Raw genomic sequence first — 14739 nt, forward strand, 5'->3', positions numbered from 1 at the left:
CGCGGTTCGACAATCCGGCAAAGGATAGGGAAAAGCAATGTCCGGCGGGTTACAGAAGCCTACATATTCTTTACATTGAATTACGCGACAGATCACCGCGTGCCGGCATGCGATGGCGCCGGCCAGGCGCGGTCATTCGAGATCGCGTACGCGGTCGATCGCCTGCTCGAGCCGCTCGACGGCCATCACGTTCAGTCCTTCGATCGGCTGCTTCGGTGCGTTCGCCTTAGGGATCAGCGCAGCCGTGAATCCAAGCTTCGCGGCTTCCCGCAGCCGCTCCTGCCCGCGCGGGGACGGCCGGATCTCACCCGCCAGCCCCACCTCGCCGAACACGATCAGCCCCTTCGGCAGCGCCTTGTTGCGCATCGACGAATGGATCGCGAGCAGCACCGCCAGGTCGGCGGCCGGCTCGGTGATCTTCACGCCGCCCACCGCGTTCAGAAACACGTCCTGGTCGAAGCACGCGATGCCGGCGTGTCGGTGCAGCACCGCGAGCAGCATCGCGAGCCGGTTCTGCTCGAGACCGACCGCGAGCCGGCGCGGGTTCGGCACGTGCGCCGTATCGACGAGCGCCTGGATTTCGACGAGCAGCGGGCGCGTGCCTTCCTGCGTGACGAGCACGCACGAACCCGGCACGACCTGCTCGTGCTGCGACAGGAACAGCGCGGACGGGTTCGCGACACCGCGCAGCCCGCGCTCGGTCATCGCAAACACGCCGAGTTCGTTGACCGCACCGAAGCGGTTCTTGAACGCGCGCACGAGCCGGAACGACGAATGGGTATCGCCTTCGAAGTACAGCACCGTGTCGACGATGTGCTCGAGCACGCGCGGACCGGCAAGGTTGCCCTCCTTCGTCACGTGCCCGACCATGATGATCGCGGTGCCGGACTGCTTCGCGATGCGCGTGAGCTGCGCCGCGCATTCGCGCACCTGCGCGACCGAACCGGGCGCCGACGTCAGCGCCTCCGAATAAACGGTCTGGATCGAGTCGATGACGGCCACGTCCGGCCGCTCGGCGTCGATCGCCGCCTGGATCTTCTCGAGCTGGATCTCCGCGAGCAGCTGCAACTCGGCCACCGGCGCGCCGCCGTCGAGCAGCGCGAGCCGTTGTGCGCGCAACGCGATCTGCGCGGCCGATTCCTCGCCACTGATATAGAGTGCTCGCCGCTCGCTCGCGATGTCCGCGAGCGACTGCAGCAGCAGTGTCGACTTGCCGATGCCCGGATCGCCGCCGATCAGCACGACGCCGCCCGGCACCAGCCCGCCGCCGAGCACGCGGTCGAATTCGCCGATCCCCGTCGAGAAGCGCGGCACGTCGGCCGCCTCGATGTCGACCAGACGCTGCACGGGCGCCCGCTTCGCGAGCGACTGGAAGCGATGGGCCGCCGGCGATTCGGCAACCGATTCGACGAGGGTGTTCCAGGCCTGGCACGACGGGCATTGCCCCTGCCACTTCGGCGTTTGTCCGCCGCACTCGCTGCAGACGTAGACGGTTTTCTGTTTGGCCACGCGCGACGCCCTTATTCCGCGCGCACCGGTACGCGGGCGGCGACCGCGCACATCAGTTCATAGCCGATGGTCCCGCAATGGCGCGCGACGTCGTCGATCGGCAGCGCGTTGCCCCACAGCTCGACCCGCGCACCGACGCCGGCCTGCGGGCACGGCGTCAGGTCGACGGTGATCATGTCCATCGACACGCGGCCGACGATCCGCGTGCGGATGCCGTCGACGATCACGGGCGTGCCCTCGGGCGCGACGCGCGGATAGCCGTCCGCATAGCCGCACGCGACGACGCCGATGCGCATTTGCGCTTGCGCGGAGAACGTCGAGCCATAGCCGATCGCCTGGCCCTTCGCGATCGTCTGCACCGCGATCAGCTCGGACGCCAGCGTCATCGTGGGCTTCAGCCCGGTATCGGCGATATCGGCCGACAGCCCCGACGGCGATGCGCCGTACAGCATGATCCCCGGACGCACCCAGTCGAAATGCGTATCCGGGTGCCACAGCACGGCAGCCGAATTCGCGAGGCTGCGCGCACCGGCAATGCTTTGCGCGCCGCGCTCGAACGTCGCGAGCTGCTCGGCGACGCCGCGCTCGTTGTCGGCATCCGAAAAATGGGTCATCAACGTGATCTGGCCGATGCCGGGGCACGCACGGGCACGTTCCCACGCGGCACGGTATTTCTCCGGCGCGTAGCCGAGCCGGTTCATCCCGCTGTTCATCTTGAGCTGGACGTTGACGGGCTTCGACAGCCGTGCCGTCTCCAGCATCCGCATCTGCTCGTCGTTATGGACGGTCGTCGTCAGGCTGTAGCGGTCGATCACGTCGATGTCGGTCGAGCGGAAGAACCCTTCGAGCAGCAGAATCGGGCCGGCCCAGCCGAGCTCGCGCAGCTTCACGGCCTCGTCGAGGTCGAGCAGGCCGAAGCCGTCGGTGCCGCGCAGGCCGGGAAACGCACGTGCGAGACCGTGGCCGTACGCGTTGGCCTTGACGACCGCCCAGACCTTGGACGGGCCGGCAAATCGGCGGACGACGGAGAGATTGTTCGCGAGGGCGGCGGTATGGATGGTGGCGGAGATCGGGCGCGGCATGGGAATTTTACGTAAAGACGCTTGCGAATCATCAGCTTACCGCGCCTTTTGAGCACCGAAGCCGACAATTTGCGGAACGATCGGGGAATCTTGCTAGTCCGAATTGTCGTATTTTCGTGTTATAAAGCCGTGCGCACAACCCATTTCGAACGGAATAAGCCGATCGCATACCAGGCGGCCTACGCGGCCCTGCCGCAGCGACGAAAGCATCGCATCAGATGAAAAAAGGTTTTTACACCATCATGGCCGCGCAGTTTTTCTCGTCGTTGGCCGACAATGCGCTCCTCATCGCCGCCATCGCCCTGCTGAAAGACTTACACGCTCCCAACTGGATGACACCGCTGCTCAAGCTGTTCTTCGTGTTGTCCTATGTGGTGCTGGCGGCGTATGTCGGTGCGTTCGCCGATTCCCGCCCGAAGGGCCGCGTGATGTTCATCACCAACACGATCAAGGTGGTCGGCTGCATGATCATGTTGTTCGGCGCCCACCCGCTGATCGCGTACGGCATCGTCGGATTCGGCGCCGCGGCCTACTCGCCCGCGAAATACGGCATTCTGACCGAACTGCTGCCGGCCGACCGGCTCGTCGCCGCGAACGGCTGGATCGAAGGCACGACCGTCAGTTCGATCATTCTCGGCACCGTGCTCGGCGGTGCGCTGATCAGCCCGCACATCGCGTCGCACGTGATCGCGCACACCCCCGCCTGGATCGGCACGCCCGCCGAAGCGGCAATGGTGATCATCATGGCGATCTACGTGATCGCCGCGATCTTCAACCTGCGGATTCCCGACACCGGCGCGCGCTACCCGAAGCAGGAGCGCGGCCCGGTCAAGCTCCTCACCGATTTCGCCGACTGTTTCATGGTGCTCTGGCGCGACAAGCTCGGCCAGATCTCGCTCGCCGTCACGACGCTGTTCTGGGGCGCGGGCGCGACGCTGCAGTTCATCGTGCTGAAGTGGGCCGAAGTTTCGCTCAACATGTCGCTGTCCGAAGGCGCGATCCTGCAGGCCGTGGTGGCGGTCGGCGTCGCGGGCGGCGCGATCGCGGCCGCCGCGCGCATCCCGCTGAAGAAGTCGCTCACCGTGCTGCCCGTGGGCATCATCATGGGTATCGCCGTCATGCTGATGGCGTTCTATACGCGCAACCTGTTCCCGTCGCACTGGGCACTGCACCTCGGCCACCTGCGACTGCCGGTGTACCTGATCGTCGCGTACCTGTTCCTGATCGCCGTCGGCGCACTGTCCGGCTATTTCGTGGTTCCGATGAATGCGCTGCTGCAGCATCGAGGCCACGTGCTGCTATCGGCCGGCCACTCGATCGCGGTCCAGAACTTCAACGAGAACCTGTCGGTGCTCGTGATGCTGTGCCTGTACGCGGTACTGGTCTGGCTCGACGTGCCGGTCGGCGTCGTGATCGTGCTGTTCGGCACATTCGTGTGCCTGACGATGTGGCTCGTGATGCGCCGCCACCAGGCGAACCAGCGTCAGTTCGATTCGGTCGCGCTGATCGGCGAATCGCGGCACTGACGCTACACTTCCCGTTTCCGTCCGTCGGCGCCGGTCTCCGAACCGGCGCCTTGCCATCATGACGCACCCGATACCCAACGTCCTGACGATCGCCGGCTCCGACTCGGGCGGCGGCGCAGGCATCCAGGCCGACCTGAAGACGTTTTCCGCGCTAGGCGCGTACGGCGCGAGCGTGATCACCGCGCTGACCGCGCAGAACACGCGCGGCGTGACCGGTGTCCACACGCCGGACGCGTCGTTCGTCACCGCGCAACTCGACGCCGTGTTCGACGACATCCGCATCGACGCGGTCAAGATCGGCATGCTCGCGAACGCGGCGATCGTGCACGCGGTCGCCGACGCGCTGCGGCGTTATGCACCGCGCTTCGTCGTGCTCGACACGGTGATGATCTCGAAAAGTTCGCATGCGCTGCTCGCGTCCGAGGCAGTCGACGCGTTGCGCGACGTCCTGCTGCCACTCGCCACCGTCGTCACGCCGAACCTGCCCGAAGCGGCAGCGCTGCTCGGCGATGCGCCAGCGACGACCGAAGACGACATGGTCCGGCAAGGCCACGCGCTGCTGAAGACCGGCGCGCGCGCCGTGCTGATGAAAGGCGGTCACCTGCCCGATGCAACTGCAAGCCCCGACTGGCTCGTCGATGCGGCACATGACGTGCGGCTCGACGGCACACGCGTGCCCGTCAGCAACACACACGGCACGGGCTGCACGCTGTCGTCGGCGATCGCGGCGCTGCTGCCGCAGCAGCCCGATCTCGACAGCGCGGTACGCGAAGCGAAGGCGTATCTCACCGGTGCGATCGTCGCGAGCGGCCAGCTCGACGTCGGCCACGGCGTCGGGCCCGTCCATCACTTCCATCGCTGGTGGTAAGCGCCGCGTGACGCGGCGTCAGTCTTCTTCTGCCGCAAACGCCTGCGCACGTGCAGGCCAGTCGTCCGGCACGATGAAGCCGCGCGACATCTCGCGCCATGCGCCGTCGCCGTCCTGTCGATGAACGCCGATCAGCGCGGGGGCCTGGCGCGCCGTCAATACCGACGGCAGCGCAAGCGCGTTCGCCAGCGGTTCGGGCACGACGTCGGCCGCACCATACCGCGGCGCAAGCCATGCGAGTCGCGCCAGTACGTTCCAGGCCACGCCGTCGGGTTGCGCGGCAGCCCAGTCCGGCCACTGCGCATGCGTGAGCCAGAAGCCGCGAGCATGATCCGCCGCGATTTCCGCGGACACCGGCGGCAGCGGCTCTCCATGCGGATAGAACAACCATCCCTTGACGAACATCTGCGCATCGGATGGCGCGCCGTAGCCGAGCAACGCAAATCCGTGGCGATCGCTCAACCTCAGCTGATGGTCGAGCAGCCGGCTGCGCTTGCGATCGAGGCGGTCGACGAGATTCGGCCCGACGAAATCCGAGAGCGATGCGTCGCCGCGCACCGGTGCACACAGATAGCACTTCACCGCGAGCTCCCAGTGCAGGCGCTGCCCGCCTGGCGCGTCGACAAGGAAGTCGACTTCGCCGAGCGTCTTGCCGTTGCTGCGCAGCGGCAAATTGGCGGCGACGAGCCGCAGCGATGGCCCGTGCGTGAGGAAATATTCGAGCAGGCATTCGGCATAGCGGCCGAGCCGTACGGGACGCAACCCGTCGAGCGCCCGGTGCAGCGGCGCGGGCGCGGCGTCGAGCGCGACGAGCCACGCTTCGGCGGCCACCCGTTCGACCGCATCCGACCACGGATGCGCGAGCGGCGCGCCAGGCGCCGCGGTGAGCAAGCTCGGGCTCGCGAGAAGCCAGCCCAGGTCGCGAACCGCGACATCGCGCAGCGTATCGACGAACGCGAACGCCGCGCCGGTCGTCATTGTCCGGACGGCTCGTTCGCGTCGGCGCTGCCTGCGCGCAGGAACGTGTCGCGGGCGAGGCACAGGTCGGCCCAGGCTTTCGACTTGTCCTGCAGGCTACGCAGCAGATACGCGGGGTGGTAGGTAACGATCACCGGCACGCCCTCGTACTGATGCACGCGCCCACGGAGCGACGCGATGCTCGCGTCCGTCTTCAGCAGCGTCTGTGCGGCGAAACGGCCAAGCGCGACGATCAGCTTCGGCTTCACGAGCGCGACCTGGCGCTGCAGGTACGGCTCGCAACGCGCGACCTCGTCGGGTTCCGGATTGCGGTTGCCGGGCGGCCGGCACTTGATCACGTTCGCGATGTAGACGTTCTCGCCGCGCTTGAGCGACAACGACTGCAGCATGTTGTCGAGCAGCTTGCCGGCCTGACCGACGAACGGCTCGCCCTGCTTGTCCTCGTTCTCGCCCGGCGCTTCGCCGACCAGCATCCAGTCCGCGTCGCGATCGCCGACACCGAACACGGTGTTGGTGCGTTTCTCGCACAGACGGCAGCTCGTGCAATCGGCCACGCGCGCGGCGAGCGCATCCCAGTCGAGCGCCGCAACCGGCGTTGCGGCAGGACGCGGCTCGGCGGCCGGCAGCGGATCGCCCGGCGGCGCGGCGTCGAACCACGCGAAATCGTCGTCGGTGACCGGCGGCATGTCGTCCGAGGCAGCCGCCGGCACGCGCTGCACGGGAGCACGACCTTCAACGATCGCCGCCCGGGCAGCATTGCCCGCGCCATCGGGCGGCACCGCAGCGCGCGCGGGCCTGCCAACCGGCGGCGCATCGTCACGTGCGCGTTCACGGGCTACCGGGACCTGCGTGTCGCGCGCCGGCTCAACCGCCGGCTGCGGCGCTTGCGCGACGGTTTCCGCCGCAACGACAGACGGCTCGTCCACCGCAGCGGACGCCCCGGTCGCTGCGGCACTTTCCGCGTGTTGCCCGCGCCGCACCCAGCGCTGCGCGAGCCCCATCTCCTCGAGCGCTGCTTCAGCCCACGCCATGCGCGTCCCCTCCATCCTTGTTCAGCGTCAGACGCATCACGATCGCGTCCTCCCGGCTGCGATGCCGCGCCGGATAGTAGTTCTTGCGCCGACCGATCGTGACGAAACCGAAGCGTTCGTACAGATGGACCGCGCGCAGATTGGACGGTCGCACCTCGAGCAGCACGCCGTCGAGCCCTTCCGCGCGTGAAACGCGCACGGCTTCACGCAGCAGCGCGAGGCCCGCGCCCGATTGCTGGGCGGCCGGCGCGACGCACAGGTTCAGCAGATGCATCTCGTCGATCACCGGCATGAGCACACAGTAACCTACGAGCGCGCCCGTCACGTGCCGCAGGCACACGCCGAAATAGCCGTTGCGCAGCGAATCCTCGAAGTTGCCGCGGCTCCACGGGAATTCGTATGCGACCTGCTCGATCGCGACGACCTCGTCGAGATCCGTATCGGTCATCGGCGACAGATAGCGGTCGCTCAGCAGTACGCCGGTCATCCTTTCGCTCCGCCCGCCTGCTCGGCACGCGCCGCGACCCGCTCTGCGGTGGTCTGCGCGACCTTGTCGCGTACGTATTCGGGCGCGGCCTGGTCGGCCGGCACCGCACGGCCGGCGCGAAACGCCCGCAGCGCGGCATGCGCGACCGCCAGCGCATGTGGCAGCGCTTCGCCGTCGATCACGGCCGCGCGTGCCGCGGCCGGCAACTGCGCGCCGAATGCAGCCGCCGCGTTGCCCGCGAGCGTAAACCGCGCGTCGGGCACGCCGACGGCACCCGGCGCATCGAGCGAAGCCGGATGCAGCGTGCGCCAGTCGCCCGTACTGTCGTCCCACGCGAAGTCGGCCCAGTACGCCTCGTCCATTCGCGCGTCGAGCACAGTCAGCACACGCGTCGTGTCAGGCGCCCGCAGCCGCGCGTGCTCCGCGCACGCGAGCAGCGTGCCGATCGGCACGACCGGCAGCCCGCGCCCGAACGCGAGTCCCTGGGTAATGCCGGTCGCGGTACGCAGCCCGGTAAACGAGCCGGGGCCCGCGCCGAACGCGATCGCGTCGCAGTCGGCGAGCGTCAGGCCCGACTCGGCGAAAAGCTCCTGGATTGCCGGCAGCACGCGCGTGCTCGACACGGCGCCCGTCGGCTCGTGGCGGACCCAGGTTTGCGGGGTGGAAAGGGCGTCATCGGCCTGAGCCGAGCGCAGCAGCGCGACCGAGCAGTATTCGGTCGACGTATCGATGGCGAGGAGCACTGTTTGCGTCATGGCCGATATTGTAATGCGGCGCCCCGCTCCCACGGACGATCGGGCCCGATTCCACCACGTGCACCCGTGCCGCCGGCGGTTTGGAAGGATCGCTCGACCCCGCGTGGCGCTTCGCTTGTTAAGATCGCCCGACTTGAAACCCTTACGGAGACACGCGATGAGCGAACTCACCAGCCAATTCGACCAGGCCCAGGTCGACGTCAAGCAACTGACCGAGCGCCCCGGCAACCTGACCCTGCTGCGCCTGTACGCACTCTTCAAGCAGGCCACCGACGGCGACGCGCACGGCGACAAGCCGGGCTTCACCGACATCGTCGGCAAGTACAAGTACGATGCGTGGGAAGCGCTGAAAGGCACGTCGCAGGATGCGGCGAAGCAGCAGTACATCGAGCTCGTCGAATCGCTAAAGAACGGCACGGCGTCCTGATCGCTACGCCTCCGCCCGCAATAGGCAATCAAATCAGTGGCGCAGCGCAGCAAAATTCTTTATAATGCGGCCTGCGTCACCTCCGCGCTCGGCTCGTAAGCCGTTCCGGCCTGACGCCTCGTAGCGTTAAGCTCCAATCCGGTTTAGAACCTGTCCCCTCCTGCTTCGACCCTCGCGGTCGTCAACTAGGCTGGCGGCCCCGCTCCAGAAGCGCGCCGCACCCAAAACAGCTTCTAATGCCTCATCCGCCGAAGGTTCGGCGGATTGCACCCGTTTCCCGATTTGCTCGCTGAATCCGACGACTTGGGTATGCGCGATTGGCGCCGACGTTTCACCCACTGTGTTTCAAGGATTGTTATGACTTCGAGCATCAACACCAGCCCGCTCAACGCGATCGCCGACCAGGCGCTCGGTCTCGACGACGCCGCCGCACCGGCCGCGGTCGAACCGGCGTCGGACGAGCCGACTTTCGCGTCGCTCGGGCTGTCGCCGGAGATCGTCTCCGCGCTGCAGGCCGCCGGCTACGCCAAGCCGACGCCGGTCCAGCAGCGCGCGATTCCGGCCGGCATCGCCGGTCGGGATCTGTTGGTATCGAGCCCGACCGGTTCGGGCAAGACTGCCGCATTCATGCTGCCCGCGATCGAACGCTTCGCGCAACTCCAGAAGACGCTGGCGCAGCAACCGCGCGCGCCGCGTGAACCGAACCAGGGCGACCGCCGTGTGCGCCGCCCGCAGCCGGTCGCCCGCCCTGGCCTGCTCGTGCTGACGCCGACCCGTGAACTCGCGATGCAGGTCACCACGGCCGCGTCGACCTACGGCAAGCACCTGAAGCGCCTGCGCACGGTCAGCATCCTCGGCGGCGTCGCTTACGGCCAGCAGCTGATGCTGCTCGCGAAGAACCCGGAAATCCTGGTTGCGACGCCGGGCCGTCTGCTCGACCACCTCGAGCGTGGCCGCATCGACCTGTCCGAGCTGAAGATGCTCGTGCTCGACGAAGCCGACCGCATGCTCGACATGGGCTTCATCGACGACATCGAAACGATCGTCGCCGCAACGCCCGAGTCGCGCCAGACAATGCTGTTCTCGGCCACGCTCGACGGCAAGATCGGTTCGCTGACGAGCCGCCTGCTGAAGGATCCGGAGCGCATCGAAATCCAGCAACGCCTCGAATCGCGTGCGAACATCGCGCAGACCGTGCATTACGTCGACGACCGCGACCACAAGGATCGCCTGCTCGATCACCTGCTGCGCGACGACGCGCTCGACCAGGCGATCATCTTCACGGCGACCAAGATCGACGCCGACCAGCTCGCCGGCCGTCTCGCCGACGCAGGCTTCGAATCGGCTGCGCTGCACGGCGACCTGCCGCAGGGCGCGCGTAACCGCACGATCCGTGCGCTGCGCGAGCGGCGCGTGCGCGTGCTGGTTGCGACCGACGTCGCGGCACGCGGTATCGACATCCCCGGCATCACGCACGTGTTCAACTACGACCTGCCGAAGTTCGCGGAAGACTACGTGCACCGTATCGGCCGTACGGGCCGTGCCGGCCGTTCGGGCACCGCGGTGAGCCTCGTGCACCACGCCGAGCAAGGTGCGCTCAAGCGCATCGAGCGCTTCGTGCGCTCGCCGCTGCCGGTCAACGTGATCGAAGGCTTCGAACCGCGCAAGGCACCCCCGCGCAACGATCGCGGCAACGGCGGCCGCGGCCGTCCAGGTGGCGGTAACGGCGGTCGTCGTTTCGGCGGCAAGCCGGGTGGCGGTCACGGCGGCGGCAACGGCCGCAGCTACGGCGGCGGCAATGGCGGCGGCTGGAGCGGCAAGCCGAGCGGTAGCCGTGACGGCGGCCCGCGTCGCGACGGCCAGCGCAGCAGCGGCCCGCGTCGCAGCAATTCCGCATCGTAAGCACGCACGGGCGGTCTCTCGGCCGCCCCACGGATGGCCACCCCACCATCCGCAGACCGGCGCATCCGCGCCGGTTTTTTTTCGCCCCGCGCCACATTTCACGATGCGGAAAATTTTTTTGCGTCGTAAAAAATCATGCTGCGTGGCACAACCTTACAATTGCGGAATGGAAAAATACGTTCCTTATTGCGAAATGTTAATCACAAGCAATTGATTTATAAGAGTAAATATTTTCCGCCCATCCTAAAAAAGTCCCTGTCCCGCTCCGGTCGATTTACCTAGACTCTTATACAAGACTTCACGAACCGGAACGCAGCACCCGCCCGCTTCGAGAACAGCATCGCCACCGTCCGTTTTGACCCATTAGGCAACACGCACATCAAGGAGCGCATCATGTCGCGTCAGCAACAGGCACAGGAACTGCAAAAACAATGGGAAACCGATTCGCGCTGGAAGGGCATCAAGCGCAGCTACACGGCTGAGGACGTGGTCCGCCTGCGCGGCTCGATCGTGGTCGAGCACACGCTGGCCAGGCGCGGCGCCGAAAAACTGTGGCGCCTCATCAATGAAGAGCCGTTCGTCAACGCCCTCGGCGCGCTGACCGGCAACCAGGCCATGCAGCAGGTGAAAGCCGGCCTGAAGGCGATCTATCTGTCCGGCTGGCAAGTGGCGGGCGACGCGAACGTCGCCGGCGAAATGTACCCGGACCAGTCGCTGTACCCGGCAAATTCGGTGCCGCTCGTCGTCAAGCGCATCAATAACACGCTGACGCGTGCCGACCAGATCCAGTGGTCGGAAGGCAAGAACCCGGGCGACGAAGGCTATGTCGACTTCTTCGCACCGATCGTCGCAGACGCGGAAGCCGGCTTCGGCGGCGTACTGAACGCGTTCGAACTGATGAAGGCGATGATCGAGGCCGGCGCATCGGGCGTCCACTTCGAAGACCAGCTCGCTTCCGTGAAGAAGTGCGGACACATGGGCGGCAAGGTGCTCGTGCCGACACGCGAGGCGGTCGCGAAGCTCTCGGCGGCGCGTCTCGCGGCCGACGTAATGGGCACGCCGACCGTGCTGGTGGCACGTACCGACGCGGAAGCAGCGGACCTGATCACGTCCGACGTCGACGACAACGACAAGCCGTTCCTGACGGGCGAGCGCACGGTCGAAGGCTTCTTCCGCACGAAGCCGGGCATCGAGCAGGCGATCTCGCGCGGCCTCGCCTATGCGCCGTACGCCGACCTCGTCTGGTGCGAAACCGGCAAGCCGGATCTCGAGTACGCGAAGAAGTTCGCGGAAGCGATCCACAAGCAGTTTCCGGGCAAAATGCTGTCGTACAACTGCTCGCCGTCGTTCAACTGGAAGAAGAACCTCGACGACGCGACGATCGCGAAGTTCCAGAAGGAACTCGGCGCGATGGGCTACAAGTTCCAGTTCATCACGCTGGCCGGCTTCCATGCGCTGAACTACTCGATGTTCAACCTCGCGCACGGCTACGCCCGCACGCAAATGAGCGCGTTCGTCGAGTTGCAGCAAGCCGAGTTCGCGGCGGCCGACAAGGGCTTCACGGCGGTCAAGCATCAACGCGAAGTCGGCACCGGCTACTTCGACGCGGTGACGCAGACGGTCGAGCGCGAAGCATCGACGACCGCGCTGCACGGCTCGACCGAAGATGAACAGTTCTTCGACGGCAAGAAGGTCGCCTGACACGCGCAAGTGTCGCACCGGTGCCCGTCCGTCACGCGACGGCGCCGCATCGGGCCGTACCGAATAAAAATCAGGGAGGAGACGGCAGGCGCGCGATGATTCGCGCGACCGGCCGCGCGGCTCCGTGCCGCCAGTCGCAACGCGCGCCGGCTTCGTCCGGCGCGCCCTTTTTCTGCGGCGCTGCCGTGCTGCCGCCCGCGCGGCGAAGACGGCCGCCAGCCTACCGATAGACGATCACCGGAATTTTCGTATGGGTCAGCACGCGCTGCGTTTCGCTGCCGATCAACAGGCTGCCGAGCCCGCGACGTCCGTGGGACGCCATGAAAATCACGTCGCAGCCGCCGCGTTCGGCCGCCTCGATGATGCCGAGATAAGGCGACGGATGCACGCTCGTCCAGCTGTCGCAGACGACGCCGGCCTCCCGCGCGGCCGCCTGCACCTCGTCGAGATGTGCACGTGCCTCACGCTCGCTACGCGCCCGGAAATCGGCGGGCGGCTCGATGATCACTTCGGAAAACGGCGAGTACGGATATTGCGGCAGGCACGCATAGGCCGTGACCTGCGCGCCGACCGCCCGCGCCAGATCGATCGCACCGTCGATCGCCTTTTGCGACAGTTCGGAACCGTCGGTTGGAACGAGGATGTGCCGGAACATCGCGCCCTCCTGCGTCAGTCGCACCGCGTGCGCCGCGAACCCGTGCGATCCGGCCGCGACGCGTCGCGCATGCCAGTTTCGATTGTAGTGCGCGAAACGGCGCGACCGGCGCCGGCAGCGGGTTCGCCCTCATATCGGAAACACGCGGGCCGGCACGGCCCGCCACCGGCATCGGCTCGAGCGGCAGACACCCTACTCGCCCCAGTACCCGGGCCTTTCGTACGTATGTTTCAGGTAATCGAGAAAAAGGCGCACGCGCAACGGCAGGTGGCGGCGCTGCGGAAATACCGCGTGAATGCCGATGGGCGGCGCCGCGAACGCGTCGAGCACGCTGACGAGGTGGCCGGCCGCGATGTCCTCGCCCACCTCCCACCACGATCGCCATGCGAGGCCGTAACCGGCGAGGCACCACTCGTGCAGCACCGCCCCGTCCGAGCACTCCATCGTGCCGTTCACGCGAATCGACACGACCTTGTCGTCCTCCTGGAACGCCCAGCCGCGCTGCTGGTTCGCGTTCGCGGCAAGCGCGAGACAGTTGTGGCGTGCCAGTTCCGCGAGCGTGACCGGCGTGCCGCGCCGCGCGAGATACGCGGGCGACGCCACGCACACGCGGCGGTTCTCGCCGAGCTTGAGCGACACGAGGGACGAGTCGGGAAGCTCGCCGAGCCGCACCGCGCAATCGAACCCCTCGTTGACGAGGTCGACCATCCGGTCGGACAGATCCAGCGTCACCGACACGTCCGGATGCGCGCCGCTGAATTCGGGTACGAGCGGCGCGACGTGACGTCGCCCGAACCCGGCCGGCGCCGAAATGCGCAGGTGGCCGCTCGCCTTCACGCCGCCGGCGGACACGCTCGCCTCGGCGTTCTGCATGTCGTTGATGATCCGCTGGCAATCCTCGAGGAATGCCGAGCCCTCGAAGGTCAGCGTGAGCTTGCGCGTCGTGCGCACCAGCAGCTTGACGCCGAGCCGCTCCTCGAGCGCATCGAGACGACGGCCGATGATGGCCGGCGCGACGCCTTCCGCGTGCGCGGCCGCCGACAGGCTGCCCTTAGCCGCGACCGCGGCGAACGTTTCGATCTGTTTGAACCGGTCCATGACTCGAAAGGACGGGGTTTCCGCCCTTCACATGACTGAAGCCGCTCAAGATTAGGTATATGAAAGTAAAAGATCAAGTGATGATTAGCGTCTTTTTTAGCACCTGCGATCACGAATAGAATCGATCCGACCTCTGAAACTGGAGCGCAAGGCTATGTCGGCCACAACGACACTCTCCTCTCCCGACGCAATCATCTTCGACGCATTCGGCACGTTGTTCGACGTGCGTGCGGTGCTGGCCGCTGCGGAGCAGATGTTTCCCGGACATGGGGAACGGTTGTCGCAGCTGTGGCGACGCAAGCAAATCGAATACTCGCAGTTGCGCACGCTGGCCGATCCGGCCGGCGCGCGCTATCGCCCGTTCCGCGACATCACGCTCGACGCGCTGCGGTTCGCCGCACGCCGGCTCGGGCTCGCGCTGAACAGCGCGGCCGAAAAGCGGCTGATGGACGAATACGCGTGCCTGTCCACCTATCCCGACACGTTGCCCGCGCTGCGCAAGCTGCGCGCGCTCGAACCGCGCCCGCCGCTCGCGATCCTGTCGAACGGCACCCCGCAGATGCTCGACATCGCGATCAAGAGCGCCGGCATGAACGGCCTGTTCGATCGCGTGCTGTCGGCCGATGCAGTCCGCGCGTACAAACCGAGCCCCGTCGCGTACGCACTCGGCACTGCCGCGTTCGGCGCGAACCCGCGCGACATCGTGTTCGTGTCGTCGAA

14 protein-coding genes are annotated in these 14739 nt (G+C 66.7%); 6 read left to right on the forward strand and 8 right to left on the reverse strand.

Going from position 1 to position 14739, the window contains the following annotated elements; genetic code table 11:
* Nucleotides 1-132: 132 nt before the first annotated feature.
* Complete coding sequence (gene radA / locus J7024_RS28415; protein ID WP_124830632.1) at nucleotides 133-1509, reverse strand: DNA repair protein RadA; 1377 nt, start codon at nucleotides 1507-1509, stop codon at nucleotides 133-135.
* An 11-nt stretch (nucleotides 1510-1520) separates the two neighbouring features.
* Nucleotides 1521-2591 carry an alanine racemase gene (alr, locus tag J7024_RS28420; protein ID WP_124830633.1) on the reverse strand — a complete coding sequence of 357 codons (1071 nt, stop codon included), beginning with the start codon at nucleotides 2589-2591 and terminating at the stop codon, nucleotides 1521-1523.
* A gap of 218 nt (nucleotides 2592-2809) precedes the next feature.
* Between alr and lplT the strand changes: the two genes are divergently transcribed.
* Nucleotides 2810-4117, forward strand: a complete 1308-nt coding sequence (gene lplT, locus J7024_RS28425) for a lysophospholipid transporter LplT (RefSeq protein WP_124830634.1) — start codon at nucleotides 2810-2812, stop codon at nucleotides 4115-4117.
* Nucleotides 4118-4175: 58 nt separating this feature from the next.
* A complete protein-coding gene (gene thiD / locus J7024_RS28430) occupies nucleotides 4176-4985 on the forward strand; it encodes a bifunctional hydroxymethylpyrimidine kinase/phosphomethylpyrimidine kinase (RefSeq protein WP_124830635.1) in 810 nt (269 codons plus the stop codon).
* Nucleotides 4986-5003: 18 nt separating this feature from the next.
* Here the strand turns inward: thiD and J7024_RS28435 are convergent, their stop codons facing one another.
* The 4 genes from J7024_RS28435 to tsaB are packed head-to-tail and all read right to left on the reverse strand — an operon-like array spanning nucleotide 5004 to nucleotide 8245.
* Entirely contained in the window at nucleotides 5004-5963 is a 960-nt protein-coding gene (locus tag J7024_RS28435) for a DUF1853 family protein (protein ID WP_175761319.1), read from the reverse strand.
* Nucleotides 5960-6994 (reverse strand): uracil-DNA glycosylase, encoded by a 1035-nt coding sequence (locus J7024_RS28440; protein WP_175761321.1) that lies wholly within the window; start codon nucleotides 6992-6994, stop codon nucleotides 5960-5962. The genes J7024_RS28435 and J7024_RS28440 overlap by 4 nt, the downstream gene beginning before the upstream one ends.
* Complete coding sequence (gene rimI / locus J7024_RS28445) at nucleotides 6981-7481, reverse strand: ribosomal protein S18-alanine N-acetyltransferase (protein ID WP_124830638.1); 501 nt, start codon at nucleotides 7479-7481, stop codon at nucleotides 6981-6983. The genes J7024_RS28440 and rimI overlap by 14 nt, the downstream gene beginning before the upstream one ends.
* Nucleotides 7478-8245, reverse strand: a complete 768-nt coding sequence (tsaB, locus tag J7024_RS28450; protein ID WP_124830646.1) for a tRNA (adenosine(37)-N6)-threonylcarbamoyltransferase complex dimerization subunit type 1 TsaB — start codon at nucleotides 8243-8245, stop codon at nucleotides 7478-7480. The genes rimI and tsaB overlap by 4 nt, the downstream gene beginning before the upstream one ends.
* Nucleotides 8246-8393: 148 nt before the next feature.
* Here tsaB and J7024_RS28455 point away from each other — a divergent pair, with 148 nt between their 5' ends.
* The 3 genes from J7024_RS28455 to aceA all read left to right on the forward strand — a co-directional run bounded on the left by J7024_RS28455 (nucleotide 8394) and on the right by aceA (nucleotide 12266).
* The gene (locus tag J7024_RS28455; RefSeq protein WP_124830639.1) at nucleotides 8394-8663 is read left to right on the forward strand and encodes an acyl-CoA-binding protein; all 270 of its coding nucleotides are present in this window, start codon (nucleotides 8394-8396) and stop codon (nucleotides 8661-8663) included.
* A 357-nt stretch (nucleotides 8664-9020) separates the two neighbouring features.
* Nucleotides 9021-10565, forward strand: a complete 1545-nt coding sequence (locus tag J7024_RS28460; RefSeq protein WP_124830640.1) for a DEAD/DEAH box helicase — start codon at nucleotides 9021-9023, stop codon at nucleotides 10563-10565.
* A 393-nt stretch (nucleotides 10566-10958) separates the two neighbouring features.
* Nucleotides 10959-12266, forward strand: coding sequence for an isocitrate lyase (gene aceA, locus J7024_RS28465; RefSeq protein ID WP_124830641.1), 1308 nt, complete (start codon nucleotides 10959-10961; stop codon nucleotides 12264-12266).
* Nucleotides 12267-12486: 220 nt separating this feature from the next.
* Here the strand turns inward: aceA and J7024_RS28470 are convergent, their stop codons facing one another.
* Entirely contained in the window at nucleotides 12487-12921 is a 435-nt protein-coding gene (locus J7024_RS28470; RefSeq protein ID WP_096507304.1) for a universal stress protein, read from the reverse strand.
* Nucleotides 12922-13113: 192 nt separating this feature from the next.
* Nucleotides 13114-14019 (reverse strand): LysR family transcriptional regulator, encoded by a 906-nt coding sequence (locus J7024_RS28475; RefSeq protein ID WP_096507303.1) that lies wholly within the window; start codon nucleotides 14017-14019, stop codon nucleotides 13114-13116.
* A 154-nt stretch (nucleotides 14020-14173) separates the two neighbouring features.
* Between J7024_RS28475 and J7024_RS28480 the strand changes: the two genes are divergently transcribed.
* Nucleotides 14174-14739: haloacid dehalogenase type II (locus tag J7024_RS28480; protein WP_234745657.1), on the forward strand; the 566-nt coding region annotated here is incomplete at its 3' end.

The organism is Burkholderia sp. WTPI3 (assembly GCF_021483755.1).
GTDB lineage: Bacteria > Pseudomonadota > Gammaproteobacteria > Burkholderiales > Burkholderiaceae > Burkholderia.